The organism is Citrobacter sp. R-1.5.2 (assembly GCF_035064245.1).
Taxonomy (GTDB): Bacteria; Pseudomonadota; Gammaproteobacteria; order Enterobacterales; family Enterobacteriaceae; genus Citrobacter.
The window spans coordinates 120,005-136,277 of sequence record NZ_JASEYC010000012.1; the positions used below are offsets into that span (position 1 = coordinate 120,005).

General features: G+C 46.9%; 14 protein-coding genes. 11 read left to right on the forward strand and 3 right to left on the reverse strand.

What is annotated here, in order from left to right; translation table 11 throughout:
* Positions 1-213: 213 nt before the first annotated feature.
* Genes QMN38_RS19450 through QMN38_RS19500 form a run of 11 tightly spaced genes read left to right on the forward strand, consistent with a single transcriptional unit; the run spans position 214 to position 13,326 of the window.
* Positions 214-1,629, forward strand: a complete 1,416-nt coding sequence (locus QMN38_RS19450) for an undecaprenyl-phosphate glucose phosphotransferase (RefSeq protein WP_318045802.1) — start codon at positions 214-216, stop codon at positions 1,627-1,629.
* Positions 1,619-2,905, forward strand: coding sequence for an outer membrane beta-barrel protein (locus QMN38_RS19455; protein ID WP_323605695.1), 1,287 nt, complete (start codon positions 1,619-1,621; stop codon positions 2,903-2,905). Before QMN38_RS19450 ends, QMN38_RS19455 begins: the two co-directional genes overlap by 11 nt.
* Position 2,906: 1 nt before the next feature.
* Positions 2,907-3,464 (forward strand): polysaccharide biosynthesis/export family protein, encoded by a 558-nt coding sequence (locus tag QMN38_RS19460; RefSeq protein ID WP_048212978.1) that lies wholly within the window; start codon positions 2,907-2,909, stop codon positions 3,462-3,464.
* A gap of 2 nt (positions 3,465-3,466) precedes the next feature.
* Complete coding sequence (locus QMN38_RS19465) at positions 3,467-5,584, forward strand: GumC family protein (RefSeq protein WP_323605696.1); 2,118 nt, start codon at positions 3,467-3,469, stop codon at positions 5,582-5,584.
* Positions 5,581-6,792 (forward strand): lipopolysaccharide biosynthesis protein, encoded by a 1,212-nt coding sequence (locus QMN38_RS19470; protein ID WP_271454844.1) that lies wholly within the window; start codon positions 5,581-5,583, stop codon positions 6,790-6,792. Before QMN38_RS19465 ends, QMN38_RS19470 begins: the two co-directional genes overlap by 4 nt.
* Positions 6,789-8,174, forward strand: a complete 1,386-nt coding sequence (locus QMN38_RS19475; protein ID WP_137383564.1) for a capsular biosynthesis protein — start codon at positions 6,789-6,791, stop codon at positions 8,172-8,174. The genes QMN38_RS19470 and QMN38_RS19475 overlap by 4 nt, the downstream gene beginning before the upstream one ends.
* Positions 8,164-9,153, forward strand: coding sequence for a glycosyltransferase family 2 protein (locus QMN38_RS19480; protein ID WP_271450315.1), 990 nt, complete (start codon positions 8,164-8,166; stop codon positions 9,151-9,153). Before QMN38_RS19475 ends, QMN38_RS19480 begins: the two co-directional genes overlap by 11 nt.
* 14 nt (positions 9,154-9,167) lie before the next feature.
* Positions 9,168-10,379: a glycosyltransferase family 4 protein gene (locus tag QMN38_RS19485; protein WP_323605697.1), complete on the forward strand. Its 1,212-nt coding sequence runs from the start codon at positions 9,168-9,170 to the stop codon at positions 10,377-10,379.
* Position 10,380: 1 nt separating this feature from the next.
* On the forward strand, positions 10,381-11,493 hold the full coding sequence (locus QMN38_RS19490) for a glycosyltransferase family 4 protein (protein WP_271450317.1): 1,113 nt from the start codon (positions 10,381-10,383) through the stop codon (positions 11,491-11,493).
* A 2-nt stretch (positions 11,494-11,495) separates the two neighbouring features.
* A complete protein-coding gene (locus tag QMN38_RS19495; protein ID WP_101742956.1) occupies positions 11,496-11,903 on the forward strand; it encodes a hypothetical protein in 408 nt (135 codons plus the stop codon).
* Positions 11,904-11,934: 31 nt separating this feature from the next.
* Positions 11,935-13,326 (forward strand): DUF4832 domain-containing protein, encoded by a 1,392-nt coding sequence (locus QMN38_RS19500; protein WP_323605698.1) that lies wholly within the window; start codon positions 11,935-11,937, stop codon positions 13,324-13,326.
* 47 nt (positions 13,327-13,373) lie between these two features.
* Here the strand turns inward: QMN38_RS19500 and galE are convergent, their stop codons facing one another.
* The 3 genes from galE to QMN38_RS19515 all read right to left on the reverse strand — a co-directional run bounded on the left by galE (position 13,374) and on the right by QMN38_RS19515 (position 16,184).
* Positions 13,374-14,390, reverse strand: a complete 1,017-nt coding sequence (gene galE, locus QMN38_RS19505) for a UDP-glucose 4-epimerase GalE (RefSeq protein ID WP_271457227.1) — start codon at positions 14,388-14,390, stop codon at positions 13,374-13,376.
* Between the two features lie 66 nt (positions 14,391-14,456).
* A complete protein-coding gene (locus tag QMN38_RS19510) occupies positions 14,457-15,395 on the reverse strand; it encodes a glucosamine inositolphosphorylceramide transferase family protein (RefSeq protein ID WP_323605700.1) in 939 nt (312 codons plus the stop codon).
* A gap of 153 nt (positions 15,396-15,548) precedes the next feature.
* Complete coding sequence (locus tag QMN38_RS19515) at positions 15,549-16,184, reverse strand: carbonic anhydrase (protein ID WP_005122990.1); 636 nt, start codon at positions 16,182-16,184, stop codon at positions 15,549-15,551.
* Between the last annotated feature and the right edge of the window lie 89 nt (positions 16,185-16,273).

A 16,273-nucleotide genomic window follows, 5' to 3' on the forward strand; every position in this document is an offset into this window, starting at 1 on the left:
CATCTTTTTTGGTGGTGGCGACAAAATGCTTGTTCGTAAATTAATGAATAAAATCATTGTCATATAAGTGACAGGTGGGTGATAGTCACACTAATCAACATTATTTTTTACATTTACTGACAATGTACCATTGCGTTTTTTAGACTTGTGATATAATTAGCAACATGAAAAGAGAAAAAAACAATTAAATATCAATAAATAATGGGCTGAGATATGCTTAAAAATTCGCTAAAGATTAGCAGTCAAGGATATCCAGTCTTTTTGAAACTGGTCGATTTTATTGTAATTAATATTACGTTAATTTTTAGCGCCCATCTGTTAGATATGGTGCCGTTTAAGACCATTGTCATTCTGAGCATCCTCTTCTCAGTGTTTTTCCTGCTGCTTGCTGAATACACAAAAATGTATCAGCAGAAGATAAAAACCATCGGCATACGCAACCAAAAACGGCTGCTTTTTTGTACACTGTTGGCAATCTCGTTCAACGAAGTGATCAGCATGACGGTGGCCGAACCGGAGTCACTTGGATACCTGACAAGCCTGACACCGTCTTTTTTATCCCCTATTGTTTACTGGTATTTCATTCCTTTACCTTTTCTTTATTTTATTCGTTTTTTTATTTTTAAATATTCAACGAAAAAAAGCATTCGTGTGGCGATTATTGGTCTTACCGACAACGGTGTGGCAGCAGAAAATGCGTTGATAGCTGAATACTCCAATATCAAATTAGATTTGGCTTTTTATGACGAACGCGCGTTGTCCCGCTGTGGTGATATCGTGGATAAGATAAAAAGTCCCTTTCGCGGCCCGGTCATCAATCTGGTTGAAGAGGCTAAGCAAGGGAATATCGACGAGATCTATATCGCATTACCGATGGTGGCATTACATCGTATTCGTCACTTTTTGGCCATGATGTCAGATACCACGGTAGATACCTATATTGTTCCTGATTTTTATACCTACAGTAACAATATGTCCAAGCTGCGCTCGATCCACAATCTGCAAACCATTGGCATCTTTAGCTCACCGTTTGAAGGGGCTGGCTCATTTATTAAACGTGCGGAAGACTTGATTCTCGGTAGCATCATTATGGTGATGATCTCCTCACTGATGTTAGCGATTGCTATTGGTATTAAACTTACCTCCCGTGGCCCGGTGTTTTTCAAACAAGATCGATACGGCCTGAGTGGACAAAAAATTAAGGTATGGAAGTTTCGCTCGATGCGAGTTATGGAGAATTCCGATACGGTTATCCAGGCCACCAAAAATGATCCCCGCGTGACAAAATTTGGTAGTTTCTTGCGACGCACTTCTCTTGATGAACTCCCGCAATTCATTAATGTATTGCAGGGAAGTATGTCTATTGTCGGTCCCAGACCCCATGCGGTTACGCACAACGAACAGTACCGTAAACAGGTCGAAAACTACATGATCCGCCATAAAGTTAAGCCGGGGATCACCGGGCTTGCGCAGATTAACGGTTTCCGTGGGGAAATCGATGCACTTTATAAGATGGAAAAGCGCGTTCAGTATGATATCGAATATATTCAAAACTGGTCGTTATGGCTGGATATAAAAATTATTATTAAAACTATTTTCAAAGGATTTGTCGGTAAGAATGCATACTAAATTAATAGTTATTACCGGAATCGTGATATCGCAGTCCGCATGGGCTGATCTAACGCCGAAATCACACATTGGCTTTGCGGGGATCGACTTCCAGGGCAAAGTTGCTGTGGATTACGGTTATGATGATAACGTGACTTATCAGCCCCATAACCGCGATGCGATAGGTTCAGCTTTCCAGAGCGCGGCGCCTGTGTTTAGTATGATCGGTGAGCGCGGTCAGGATAAGTATTTGCTAATGTATTCAGGCGATTATCGTAACTACTCAAGCGATTCTGCCGATAACTATAACGACCATTTCTTCCGTTTTAACGGTGCCTGGCGTTATGGGCAAATGCACGGCTTAACCCTGAATCTGGAAGATTCAATTGGGCATGAATCTCGCGGTCGCGATATCACTGAGGGTTTTTTGCCGAGCCAGTTCCGCCAGTATGGAATTAACTCTCCGCTGACGAATAATTTTATCAACAGTGAGTTGCGCTATAGCTATGGCGCACCAGATGGACGCGGCAAAGCGGAACTGGCACTGTTATATAAAAAACTGACGTTCGGGAATACCTCGGATGTGCAGGATACCAGCCCGGATTTTTACAATTATATTCAGCAGCAGGAATGGCATGAAAATAGTCTGGTTGCTGAAGTTTTTGACCAATACACATCCAGAACGCGCTTTCGCTATAGTTTTATTACTAATCAGCGTCACTATGATAACAACTCAGAAAAAGACAGTAATGAATACTATTTGCTTTACGGTCTGAAATCGCAGTTGACGGGGAAAACCAACGTCGACATGAATATTTCGTGGCTGTACAAAACATTTGAAAATGCCGCAAACTCGAGTGATTTTAATGGTCTAAACTGGGATATAAAGGGGGAGTGGAAGCCGTTAAATCAGTCAGTCTTCACTGCCCACTCTGCTCAAAGCATTAAAGACCCCTCGGAAGTTGGGGGGTATATTTTAGTGACTGAGTATGGGATTTCTTACCAGCATTTCTGGCTGGGTAATCGTTTTTCTACTTTGCTGGACTACTCATACACCACGGAAGACTATAAAAAACAGAACAAGGATCGACATGATAAAAATGGTGTATTTAGCGTAACCATGAGCTATGACTACACGCCGTCTGTCAATTTTGAGATTAAATATCAATTAGATACCTTGAATTCGAATAAGGATACTGATTCGTTTTATATCGGTCCCAATGACAGTCAGGAAGTCATTAGAACGTTGGGTTATGATAATTCTATGATTATGCTTAAAGCTAAGGTTCAGATCTAAAATGAAAATAATAGAACTGTGCGCGTTTTTGCTATTCAGTATCCTGTTGGTCGGATGCACAACGTCCAGGCCACCATTAATGGACGATCCTGCTGCGGTGGCAGAGGATTACCGAATTGGGGCGGGGGATACTGTCAATATCGTTGTTTACGGGGAACCCGAGATGACGATGAAATTTATCGTGGATAAGAGTGGAACAATAAACTTCCCTTATATCGGCGTGCTGGGTTTAAAAGATAAAACACCAGAACAGGTGAATATTGAATTAACTCAACGCTTGCGCAATGGGTATATGGTTAATCCCATGGTGACAGTGAGTCTTGCCGAGTTCCGCAAATTCTACGTGTCAGGGGAAGTGAAAAGCCCGAATGGATTCGCCTGGGAGCCGGGACTTACCGTAGAGAAAGCGATTGCTCAGGCGGGGGGATTTACTGACCGTGCAGATCGCAAAGATATCAACATTCGCCTCTCCGGTAGCAATCAGCTACTTGAGAATGTTGATTTAACGCACTCTGTTCGTCCTGGGGATGTCGTGATTATTGGCATGGGGTTCTTCTAACGATGAAACTATCTATAGTGGAAAACGGCAAGCAACGAGAAAACTCCGTCGATTTCTCCCGCTTTGCCAAAGAACTGAAAAAGAACGCCTGGAAAATCGCGCTGGCCGGCATTATTGCCGGGGTTGTCGCGTACCCATTAATCAGCATGATGTCATCCAAATATGTTTCGACTGCCACGGTGTTGATTAAGGCTCAAGCTGATAATGTGTCGCCCTTTCCCCAGGTTGATGGTTTTGATTCAACGCGGAGTGGTTACTACGAAACACAGTATGCATTGATGCAGTCGCGCATTATCCTCGAGCAGGCGGTCCGCGATCTGAAGCTGGATGAAAACCCGGATTTTACCGGGATGAAGCCCGGCTCGGGCAGTGAAGATCATCAACTGAGGGTTGATCAAGCGCTGAAAACATTGTCGAAAGACCTGAAGGTCATCGGTATCCGTACCACTAATCTGGCCTCTATTTCTTATGAATCTTCCTCGCCTCAACTTTCCGCTGAGATAGCCAATGGCGTCGCTCAGGCTTTTATCAACTACACGGTAGAACAAAAGCGTCTGAAAGCAGAGCAGGCTCGCAATCTCAACTTTGAAAAAATGGAAGAGATTCAGAAATCGATAGCGAAACAAAAAGAGGAAATGGATAGCTACCTGAAAAACTCTGGGCTGCTGACCTTCCGTGGTATTGATGGTTTTGAAACAGAGCAGTTAAGCATTGTGACCAACCGTCTTGCCGATGCGACCCAACGCCGTGTCGCTGCGGAGTCTGTTTACAATGAAGTCAATAGCCGAGGGAAATCTTCAGGCGATATCATTTCGCTGCCATCAGTTTCTGACCATGCGCAGATTCAGGATTTACGCATTGCGCTGATTCAGGCGCAGCGCACGTTGTCGGAACTGCGCAAAGTGTATGGCCCTAAAAGTGCCAATATTTTAAAAGCAGAAGCCGATGTGCAATCAATCCAAAATCAAACGGGTCGGGTGCTGGGTGAGCTAAAACTTGGCTTACGTCAGCAATATTTGGCTGCGCTGGCCGACGAAAAGAATTACCAGCAGCAGGTTGCTGAGCAAAAAGAGATCTTCCAGAAGATGGCATCAAAACGGGATGCCTATAACAGCCAAAAATTGGCGTTAGATAAAATGGAAGATCTGTATAAGACGCTTTATCAGCGGACTCAGGAATTGTCGCTGTCCGGGGTTAATGCGGATGCGGTGCTGTATGATCCCGCCGTTCCTCCGTTAAAGCCGTCTAAGCCGAATAAATCGCTGTTGCTCGTGATGGTGGTGATGTTGGTTGTGGTATTCAGCATCATGTATTTCATCGTCAAAGCGGCAATGGATAATTCAATTAGCACCCTGAGCCGTCTGAAGAAACGTCTCAATGTCGAGCCATTGGGCGAAATTCGTCGATTTACCGGTACTTCGGGTCGCGCACAGGTGCGGGATATGATACTGAAGAACCCGCTGAATGCCGATATCATCCACGGTATTCGCACCCGAATTATGCTGGATAACCGGCCGCTGCAAACGGTCGCTATTGCTTCGGCGGAGCAGGGGGAAGGGCGTTCCCTGTTGGCGAATCTGTTGGCCAGCTCATTCAGCTTCGATCAGAAAACGTTGCTTATTGATGCAGATTTCTTCAATACCAACGGCCTGTCTTCTGAACTGGCATCGGCGACGTCTGCGGGTGTGGCGGAGCTGTTGCGGGGTGAGGCTCCGCTAGAAAAAGCACGGGTTAAGATCGCTGAAAATCTTGATTTCATCCCCCACGGTAAGACGACCATTTCCTCTTTACTGATGCTGTCGTCAGAGCACGTTGAACCCGTGATGCGCGAACTGAAGTCGCAGTATCAACGCATTATTATTGACGTTGCAGCGGTGAATCAGAGTCAGGATATCCAACTGATCAAACGAGCCGTTGATGGGGTTATCTTTATCGTGAAAGCCGGGACCGGTTCTGCGGAGAATATCGCCGGCGCGCTGGATAAAATTGAGGATAATCAGGGCGTGGTGATTGGCGCTGTGTTGAATGCGGTAGAGGAAAAAAACCTTGAAACGCAGGAAGGGTTGCGCTCATTGAACTTCAATACTGACCAACTGATGACTACGCCAGGTCGTGTATGAGTTTACTGAAGAGCGCTTCTACGATAGCCAGTTCATCAGTCGTTTCGCAGCTGATTGGTGCGCTGTCTATCTGGTTGATCTCACATAAGTACGATATGGCAGAGGTTGGGCTGTATGCGCTCAACTACAGTATCGCGGTGGTGGGGGCACAGGTATGTACCTTTGCCTCCCAGCTTTTGATTCCCAAACAGCAGGATGAAGAGCTGGCGCAAAATGTAGTGTTCTGTTTGCTGCAAAGTGCACTCATTGCATTACCGTATGCCGTCCTGACCGCGTGGTTGTTTCACCAGAACATACTGTTTCTCTATTTGCTGACGCTTTCAACGGCGTGGGCGTTAATATCGGAAAACTTATCGCTGCGGACAGCCAACTTTTATTTTCTGATCTTTCAGCGTATTTCTGTCTCTGTGGTGGTGGTGCTCTCGGTACTGCTCACGCACCAGGTACAGACATTTTACTGGTCATGGGCCTGCGCCATGATACTGCTGACCACTAGCTGTATTTTACATTCGTTTGATATTCGCTCGGTGACGTCGCAGCATTTGCGCCCGGCAAGTAATTTGCGATTTTTTAAACAGAATATTCATCACATCACTAAAGTCGGTAGCGCTGAGGTGTTGGCAATGGCGAGCAGTAACTTGCCTATTATGCTGATTAACTTCTGGTTTTCGGCGCTGACGGCGGGGTATTTTTCCGTTGTAAGCCGGTTCTGTCTGGCTCCGGTAGTGATTATCGGCAACGCGGTACGCAATACCATTTTTTCTAAATGGTCCATCGACTTCAGAAATAACACCTTCAATTATCAGGAGTATACGAAGGTACGTATGCTGCTGTTAGTGCTGGGGGTTGTCTGTACCTTAGGTGTCTTTATTTTCTATCCCATTGTGATGCGACTGGGTTTTAGCGAAGACTGGATTAACTCCATTGAGACGTCGCGCTACATGCTGCCCTATTTGTTCCCGGCGCTGGCGATAAGTCCTTTAACGGTGATTGAGCTTATTTTTGGCTCGCACCGCTATTTTCTGCGTATCCAACTTGAACAGTTGGCGATTGTGCTTCTGGCGTTTGTGGTCGTTCCCTATTTTTACCATGATTATGCGGCGTCAGTAATATTGTTCTCTTCACTGACATTTATTCGCTATGCGTTCATTTACCTGAAAATGAACAAGCGGGCCAATCTCCTGAAAAACAAGCCGGTGACGCCATGACACTGAATACCGGAAATTATTTACAGGTCTACACCTTTATAACGCTGATCCTGTGTGGTCTGGTGCAGTATTTCACCGGAATGCAATCTGTGTTGTGGATCCCGTTTTTCCTGACATTACTGATGGTGGGATTACTGGTGATGCAGACGCGAGACGGGGCGCTGCGTCTGGATGCACAGGAAACCATCATCCTTGCGCTGTATTTTTCCTTTCTGGTGCTGGCGGGAACATCGACCCTGATTCAGGGCGGGGTCACCGTGGCAATTGTGGCCTTCAAAAACGAAATCGCGTTATCGCTGGTGATGGTTTGTTTGCTGTTGGGTTTCTGCCGTGAATCGCAGATATATCGGGCGACGCGCTATCTGTACTGGGTGTTTTATGCGCAAATTCCGGTGATGATTTATCAGGTTTTGCTGGTTGTTCCTCAGCGTGTGGCTGTGCGCGGGGAAGATGAAAAATGGGACTCCGTGGTAGGCACATTCGGCGGAGACCCGATGGGTGGCGGCAATACGGCGGCGATGGGGTTATTTTGCCTGTTAATTATGTTGCTGAAACTCTCTGAATATAAGCACGGGCTTACGACGTTTAAATCCGCAGCGCTGCATATCATCCTTGGAATAGGGTTATGCATCATTGGTGAGGTCAAGTTTGTCATCCTGCTGTCACCGATATTTCTGGCATGGGTGTGGATATCGCCGAGCTATGTTAAAGATGTCAGTAAGGTAAACCTGAAGACGTTATTCGTCATTGTGGCAGGAATGCTGGTGCTCATCGGCCTGTCGATTATGATACTGGCCTGGTACTACTCTTCCGCTTTTGGCAGCGATCCGACGAAAGGCTCATTAAGCATTTTTATTGATTCATTGAGCTATATCTTTGATCCGAACTACATCATGTCGACCGGAGAGTTGGGGCGTTTCACAACCTTTCTGTTCTGGTTAAAAAATAACGATCTTTGGGGACTGTCGGGCACATTATTTGGCTATGGGCTTAATGCTACAAACAGTGGTAGTACGGTCTCCCCTGGGTTTTTGAACATTATCTATAACCTGATTTTAGACTCGACTGCTCTGAGTATGCTGCTGTGGGAAGTTGGCATTATTGGCACGCTGCTGTTTATTGGCTTGTTTATTTATATTCTGAAAGTATGCCAGCCAAAACCAGTATTGATGCTGGAACAGTTGGATAAACAGGATCTGCAGTTACTGAGCTTTGCGCCAGCATTTAACGCTTTCGCTATCAGTTGTTTAATCAGTTTACCTTACAGTCAGATATTGATGATTACGCCGATGTTACAGTTCCTGTTCTATTTATCGCTGGGGGCGAGCTTAGTGATTCGTCGAACCGTACTGCGCAGTGCAGGGGGATGGTATGGACAATAAACCATTTATTTCAGTGAGTATTAAAACGCTCAACGAATCTAAAGGCATTGAGAAAACGATCGACAGCATTCGGCGTCAGTTGGTCGGGTATCCGCATAAGATTATCGTGGCCGACAGTTTGTCGACAGATAACACCCAGCAGTTGGCTGCCAATAAGGGCGTCACGGTAGTGTCACTCACCGATCCTGGCGATCGCTGTTGTGGAGTGGGCCATCAGTTGGGTTATCTGTACAGCGAAGGGGAATATTTATTACTGATGGATGGAGATATGGAGCTGGAAGATGGCTTCATTGACCAGGCTATTGCCTTTTTGCAGGCGGAACCAGACTATGCCGGGGTGGCCGGTACCGTCGAAATGGATGATGCCGTTAACTATGAATTTAAGTCTCGTAAGCAGCGGATCAATAAAATCTATCCTCTTGGTGATAGCGATCATCTGGGGGGCGGTGGACTGTATCGTCGGTCGGCAATTGAAAAAATTGGTTATCTGACCAACCGTAATTTGCACGCGTATGAAGAGGCTGAGCTGGGTCTGCGTTTAATCGAAGCGGGCTATAAACTGCGGCGTCTGGATATTCCTTACTTCAGTCATACGTCACATACGCTGCCGACGTTTAAGATGCTGGCGCGCCGCTGGACCAGCGGTTATTACCAGGCTCCGGGTGAGCTTTTGCGTTGTAGTTGGGGGAAACCCTGGTTTTCCCAGTCATTCAACATCGTGAAGAATGAGGCGGTATTTGCGCTCTACCTTATTCTCTTATTTGTTGCGCTGCTCACTTTTAATATCGACGTGTTTGCCGTTGCGCTTCTCCCATTACTGGCATTTGCCTTGTTGAAGATTGTGCAAAATCGCTCGTTAACAGATGGGCTGCAAAGCGTTATTAATTTAATCGTACGCTCAGCGGGGCTGATCAAAGGTATTTTTTATCCGGTACGCGATCCGCTGACTCCGCCCAACAGTAAAATCATTCATGAATAACCGGGGCAGGCGCCATGAAAGTATTATTAGTTAACAAGTTTTTTTTCATCAAAGGCGGCGCGGAAACGGTTTATTTTCAAGAACGCGACATGCTGAAACAGGCTGGTGTCCAGGTCATTGATTTTTCCATGCAGCATGAGAAAAATTTCCCCTCTGATTATGCGGATTATTTCGTCAGCAATGTCGATTACCATCAAGAGAGTAATCTGTTGGGAGGGATCAAAACCGCGGTTAACTTTATTCATAACACCCAGGCCTGCAAAAAAATGCTGGCGCTTTTACAAAAAGAACGCCCTGATATCGTTCACTTTCATAATATTTACCATCAGTTGACGCCGGCGTTAATTAAAGTGGCGCGTAATTTTGGCTGTAAAACGGTGCTGACGGCGCACGACTATAAGATTGTCTGTCCCGCATACTCCATGTTACGTGATGGGAAGGTGTGTGATGCCTGTATCACCGGTACCGTTTTCAATGCCTTCCGCTATCGCTGTCAGGAAGGCTCTGCCTCGAAAAGCTTGCTGCTCTCGTTAGAAGCAACCTGGCAATACATTGCCCAGAATTATCAGGCTCTGGATGTGATTGTTTCACCCAGCGTCTTTTTACGCGGCGTGTTACTCCGAACGTTGCCGAAATCGCGAATCGATGTGATCGTCAATGGTGTTGATGATAGCCAGCCCATTGATGAGGTCGTCGATGACGGTTATATACTGTACTTCGGCCGCCTGAGCCGTGAAAAGGGGGTGGCAACGTTGCTGGCCGCTCATCAGAAAATGCGTAACCCGGCTCCGCTAAAAATAGTGGGGCACGGTCCGTTGCATGACGAGTTAGTGGCGAAATACCCGGACGCTGAATTTTTAGGTTATGTACAACAAGGGGATACCCTCAATACGCTCATTAAGCATGCCCGCGTGGTGATCCTCCCCTCTGAATGTTATGAAAACTGCTCAATGGCGGTACTGGAGGCGATGTCTTTCGCGAAACCGGTGATCGGGTCGCGCATTGGCGGGATCCCCGAACAAATACGCGACGGTATTGAAGGGCTTTTATTTGAGCCGGGTAATGCGCAGGAACTGGCGAAGGCGATGGATGCTCTGGTTGATGACCCGGATAAAGCACGCGTCATGGGCTTACGGGGGCGTGCGCGCCTGAGTGAAAAATATGCGCTTAGCAAACATATGGATACCTTACAGGCGCTATATAAAGAACTTCTGAGCAGGCCATAGAATGAGTAAAAAAATAACGGTTTTTGGTACTCGCGGTATTCCGGATGTCCTGGGCGGTGTGGAAACCCACTGCCAGAATCTTTACCCGGCGATTAAACAACAGTTTGACGTTGATATTTGTGTTATCGCCCGCTCGCCGTATGTTAGCTACAAACGATCTTCTTATAAGAAAGTTGAGACCTATGCGCTGTGGGCACCCAAAAAACGGTCACTGGAAGCGATTGTGCATTCCGTTTTAGCGGCGTTTAGAACCTGTGTCGACGGTTCTGATATTGTGCATGTCCATGCTATAGGGCCGGGTTTGGTGATCCCATTATTACGCGTGTTAGGTAAGAAGGTGGTTTTTACCCACCACGGGCCTGATTACGATCGTCAAAAATGGGGATTTGTCGCCAAAAAAATATTGCTGCTGGGTGAACGCTGGGCGGTAAGATATGCCAATGAGGTGATAGTGATTTCTGAGGTCATTAACCAACTGATTCAGAAAAAACATGCTCGCTATGATGCGCATTTGATTTTCAACGGTGTCAATAAGCCCCGTCCGTTGTCAGATCAAACCCTTCATGCCACGCTTTCCCGCTTTGGACTCGAGGCGAAAAATTATTTCGTGGTGGTCGGACGGTTTGTGGAAGAAAAGGGGATGCATGATGCGATCTCCGCGTACAAACAAAGTGGTTTGCAACAGCCGCTAGTGCTCATTGGCGATGCAGATCACCCAACGGAATACAGTATTCGACTCAAGCAACTTGCCGCTGATACCCCTGGCGTGGTGATGACCGGATTTTTAAGGGGAGATGAACTTCAGGCGGTGTTTTCGCAGGCCAGGCTTTTCGTTATGCCTTCCTACCATGAAGGGCTACCGATTGCGCTTCTGGAGGCGATGTCGTATTCCCTCCCGGCGGTGGTGAGCGATATTCCCGCAAATTTGGAAGTGCAGTTGCCGTCTGAGGCTTATTTTCGGGTCGGCTCATTGTCCAGCCTTGCTGAGAAATTAACTGCCTGGGCCAGCGCAAATAGCGTGGACTATCGTGTCTATTTGCAAAATTACGACTGGCAAGAAATTGCCAGAAAAACAGTCAATGTCTATCACTCAATTGATAAAGATATAGGTTAATTTTGACCAGTCCTCAGAATCGCCCCCCCGTCATCGAACGATTTTATGCGCAACTTGATGAGCATATATCGGAGGGACTGACTCCGGAACAAAAAGACGGGATCGAGAAAGCGATCGTCGCCAGCACTCTGGCATCAAGGCATCGGATCGATATTCGCAGAAGTTTTCCATTTTTCGGTAAACGCTTTTATCTGGTTTTTTTATTCGGCAGAGACTTACGTCAGCGGCATCGTCAGGAGTCGACCTTATCGACCATGCTGCTTACTTTTTTGCTGCTGCTAGGCACGCTGTTTGTCACCTGCTGCGTATTACTGACGCTATATATGATCAAATCCGCATTGGGTATTGATGTATTCCAACATTTTCACGTGGGTATTTGGGACTGGTGGTTAAGCCTGAAAGACCGCTAGTGTTAACAAACCTGTGGAGGGCGTCACTGCGATGAAGTGTCAATGGTTTTCTGCGCTGTTGTGTCTGTTCTGTCCGCTGACGGTATTGGCCGCATTAACGACCGTAACCCCCAAAGCATTGACGGGCCCACTGACAAACCCAGGTATCGGGGTCGCCAGTTTTCATCAGGGATATGGTGAAACGCTTGGACTGGCGGATTATCCCGACACAGGCTTTGAATATGAGCGCTTTTACTGGCGTGACCTTGAGCCTGTCGAAGGCCAGTACAATTTTGCACTGGTTGATGATGCCTTCAGGTATGCCGCGGCACATCGACCGGCGATGAACGTCGGACTGCGGTTTATGGCGCTTGCTGAGCCGGAAACCGGTTCACAAATTCCCGACTGGTTGATTAAAAAAGGCGTAAAGGGAACCTGGACGCCTGATAAAAAAACCTTTATCCCTGATTTAGACGATCCCCTATTTATTGAATATAGCCAGCGCCTGCTGAACGCAATGGGTAAACGCTATGATGGTAACGAGAACCTGGCTTTCGTGGATATCGGCATGGTGGGGTCGTGGGGAGAGTGGCATAACAGCAACTTCCCGATGCTGAAGCCATTGCTGGAGCGCTACACCACGGCGCAGTTGGACCGCTATGTGACGATGCATTTCTCTGCTTTCCCCAGTACGCCAAAAATCATGTTAATGAGTGGTGGGCAAAGTCTGGCGAATGCGGTCGCGCGTGGGGCGGGCTGGCGTGCGGACTGCCTGGGCGATCTCCGCGTGTTTTCTGCTTCATGGAATCATATGGCGGATGATTATCCGCAACGGCTGCAGGCCGCACAGAAAAGCTATTCAGGATTTAACGATGCCTGGAAACATGCGCCAGTGAGTTTTGAGATCTGCTCGTACATGCAGGACTGGAAAAATACTTTTCACTATACGCGAGAGGAAGTGCAGGGGATTTTTGACTGGGCGGTGAAGCAACATACCAGTACGATTAACCTGAAATCGAGAACAGTGCCCCGTGAGTATCGTCCGATTGTCGACGAGGCACTGACAAAACTGGGCTATCGGTTTCGCTTAGCATCTCTGAGCCACGAGTCAGTCTGGGAAGGTGGACAAGAACTCACCCTGACAAGCACCTGGTATAACGAAGGGAACGCGCCGATTTACCTGCCCTACACGCTGGCATTTCGTCTGGCCGATGAGGCCAATAAGGTGGTGGCACAAGGGAATGTCCCGGAAGATATACGTCACTGGCTGCCCGGAAAACACCCACTGAGTTACCCGATGCCGATGCCCGGGACGCTGCCAAAAGGGAAATATGCTATTGAAGTGGCGATTGTGGATAAATCCGGTGCGGCAAGAATTAACTTTGCCAATGAAGGGAAGCTGAGCAACGGTTGGTATCGCGTCTCTGCGGTAACGGTGGAATAGCCTGCCGTAGTAAGGAGCCTGGCAATCAGGCTCCTTGTCGTTGAAAATTAAACGTGATAGCCATCCGGATTGTTTTTTTGCCAGTTCCAGGTATCGCGTATCATTTCATCCAGATTGTAGATGGCCTGCCATCCCAACTCTTTTCGTGCTAACGACGGGTCTGACCAACATTCGGCAATATCCCCGGGCCTTCTGGCCACAATCTTATAATTAATTCGGGTTTGCGCCGCTTTCTCGAAGGCTGCAATCAGGTTAAGTACGGAATACCCGATACCGGTACCGAGGTTGATGACTTTGTATGCCGCACCTTTTTGCTGACAATCCAGTGCCGCTAAATGACCAGTTGCCAGATCCATCACATGGATGTAATCACGCACACCGGTGCCGTCGGGGGTTGGATAGTCATTTCCATAGACCGACACGCTTTCCAGCTTGCCAATCGCCACCTGAGAAATATACGGTACCAGATTGTTGGGGATACCATTCGGATCTTCGCCAATCCTGCCCGATGGATGCGCGCCGACTGGGTTAAAGTAGCGTAGGCAGGTGATTCGGAAATCGGGTTGTGCGCGGGAAAAGTCTGCCAGAATTTGCTCGACCATGAATTTTGATGTGCCATACGGATTGGTGGTGCCACCGGTTGGCGATTGTTCACTTAATGGAACGCTTTCCGGATTACCGTATACCGTGGCGGAAGAGCTGAAAATAAAGTGCTTCACCCCCGCAGCTAACATCTCACGCAGCAAAACCAGCGTGCCGGTGACATTATTGTCATAGTAGGCAAGCGGCTCTTTTATTGATTCTGAAACTGATTTTAGTCCAGCAAAATGAATGACATCGGTAATGTTATGGTTAGAGAAAATCGTTTTCAGAACATCGTTGTTCAGCACATCAGCGATATAAACGATGGGCGCTTTGCCAGTCAGTTCCGCAACCCTGTCCAGGGATGTTTGTGAGGAGTTGGAAAGGTTATCGATGACCACAACATCATCACCTCTTTCCAGAAGCGCCAGCACGGTATGTGAACCAATATAACCAGCACCACCAGTGACTAGAATTGCCATACAGTCTCCAGATATATTTTTTGCAAACTATCATTAATTCATTAATGCCACCGGCATAAATAAACATTATTGGTGGCGTCGGTTAAGGTAATAATTCCGGTATTTCACCCTGCATTTATAAGATATTTTTTTAAGTATAGAAAATAGGCTGAATTTGCTTATCTTACTGTCATACACGATATAGTTATCGGTGAAGTTGAGTGTGTGAACGCCCTCGCTTTGGTTAATGCTGGCATTGATCTGCGTAATCAAACGCTCATCAAAGCTGGATGCGTTAAGCGTGATTAGCTCTTTGATATAAACTGACTTTCCGTACGTCTCTGGTGTGCATTCCTGGGTGAGGAAATAGAGTTTATTATCAACGCAGTGTGGTGCGCCAGCGCCCCGGGGGTGTTGATTCGACAGCTTAAGCGTGGGCTCTATTTTTTGCCATGGTCCGGTTACATCACTGGCAGTATGGATAACTAGCTCATCTTCCATCGTGGTGGATAAAAGATAAAGATTTTCATGCAATGAGACGACGACGTTATCGGTGAGCGCCTGGTCCGGTACTAATACTTTTACCTGTTTCCAGCGCGTAGGGAACGCTATCGACTGGAATAAGATAACCTCTTTCCTTTCTGAAGACTCTGGGATCATGAAAAGCTGATCGTTGCTGTAAAATAAAAAAGGAAATGATAAATGGCATTTTAGGTTATCAAAACCATCGAGTTTCACATCCTCAAGCTCAACCAGGTTAGCATCAAGGATACGGCAGCGCAGAATACCTTGCGAATTACGAAAGCTTAGTGCTTCATAAAAAACATAAACTTTATTGTCTTTTTCAATAATGAAAGGATCGGCCTGAAAGGTATATTTCTTTTTGAGCTGTTGGGCTCGGGTGTTGTTCAGAATTTCCAGCGTGTTAGTGGGAAAGGTATGCGAACCATTATTTTTTAGGATCATAATATCCCACGACTCATGAAAAAATAACATATTAATCAGTCTGTTATTTTTCGTTCGCATGCGTAACGGCTCCTTTTTATCGCTTAATCTATTGCGGGTTCCACGACGGCCACACTGATGGCTAGTTTAAAAGCTAGTCGCAAGAGGAGTGTTTGTCTACTGACAGAAATCGTAGTGGGAGGATTGCCAGAGCATCCGTGCTCCAGTGCTGATTTACTCGAAATGGACGTGTGGATTATCGGCCAGCGAAACGTAAGTTTTGCTGTTCTTATCCAGCGTACGAATTTCTCCGCTTTCGATGTCGTAGACCCAGCCGTGCAGACGAATCGCGTTGTTACGCAGACCAACAGCCACGCAAGGATGCGTTTTAATGTTGTTCAACTGGGCAATCACGTTTTCTTCCACCATGGCATTCACTTTATCGATTTCGTTAGCCCAGGTTTTCTTTTCAACCACGGCTTTTGCGGCATCGGCATAGTGCAACCAGTGGGCGACAGCAGGCATCGGATCCAGGGGTTGGCTTTCTGCGATGGCTTTCATCGCGCCGCAGTTGGAGTGACCACAGATAACGATATCAGTCACGCCTAAAGCAACGACCGCGTACTCAATGGTGGCAGACACGCCACCAGGTTCCGGGCCAAAAGACGGTACGATATTACCGGCGTTACGGATAACGAAAAGCTGTCCTGGCTCTTGCTGCGTCACTAACTCTGGCACCAGTCGGCTGTCAGAACAGGAGATGAAAAGCGCTTTAGGATTCTGGCTGGATGCCAGGCTGCGGAAGAGTTCCTTGCGTTGAGGGAAAATCTCTTTTTGGAAGTTGAGGAAGCCCTCAATGATATGTTGCATAGCAGTGTCTCTTTTCTCTGTTTAAGCAGGTTATGATGAAGATCACACTTTCCAGTTTAACACCAGCCGACAGAAGGGAAAGACTTTAT

What these genes read in the sequence shown, in the direction of transcription:
- QMN38_RS19485 (WP_323605697.1), top strand. Translation starts at nt 9,168, where the DNA reads ATGAAAGTATTATTAGTTAACAAGTTTTTTTTCATCAAAGGCGGCGCG.
- QMN38_RS19515 (WP_005122990.1), bottom strand. Translation starts at nt 16,184, where the DNA reads ATGCAACATATCATTGAGGGCTTCCTCAACTTCCAAAAAGAGATTTTC.
- QMN38_RS19455 (WP_323605695.1), top strand. Translation starts at nt 1,619, where the DNA reads ATGCATACTAAATTAATAGTTATTACCGGAATCGTGATATCGCAGTCC.
- QMN38_RS19460 (WP_048212978.1), top strand. Translation starts at nt 2,907, where the DNA reads ATGAAAATAATAGAACTGTGCGCGTTTTTGCTATTCAGTATCCTGTTG.
- QMN38_RS19500 (WP_323605698.1), top strand. Translation starts at nt 11,935, where the DNA reads ATGAAGTGTCAATGGTTTTCTGCGCTGTTGTGTCTGTTCTGTCCGCTG.
- QMN38_RS19465 (WP_323605696.1), top strand. Translation starts at nt 3,467, where the DNA reads ATGAAACTATCTATAGTGGAAAACGGCAAGCAACGAGAAAACTCCGTC.
- galE (WP_271457227.1), bottom strand. Translation starts at nt 14,390, where the DNA reads ATGGCAATTCTAGTCACTGGTGGTGCTGGTTATATTGGTTCACATACC.
- QMN38_RS19470 (WP_271454844.1), top strand. Translation starts at nt 5,581, where the DNA reads ATGAGTTTACTGAAGAGCGCTTCTACGATAGCCAGTTCATCAGTCGTT.
- QMN38_RS19490 (WP_271450317.1), top strand. Translation starts at nt 10,381, where the DNA reads ATGAGTAAAAAAATAACGGTTTTTGGTACTCGCGGTATTCCGGATGTC.
- QMN38_RS19475 (WP_137383564.1), top strand. Translation starts at nt 6,789, where the DNA reads ATGACACTGAATACCGGAAATTATTTACAGGTCTACACCTTTATAACG.
- QMN38_RS19480 (WP_271450315.1), top strand. Translation starts at nt 8,164, where the DNA reads ATGGACAATAAACCATTTATTTCAGTGAGTATTAAAACGCTCAACGAA.
- QMN38_RS19450 (WP_318045802.1), top strand. Translation starts at nt 214, where the DNA reads ATGCTTAAAAATTCGCTAAAGATTAGCAGTCAAGGATATCCAGTCTTT.
- QMN38_RS19510 (WP_323605700.1), bottom strand. Translation starts at nt 15,395, where the DNA reads ATGCGAACGAAAAATAACAGACTGATTAATATGTTATTTTTTCATGAG.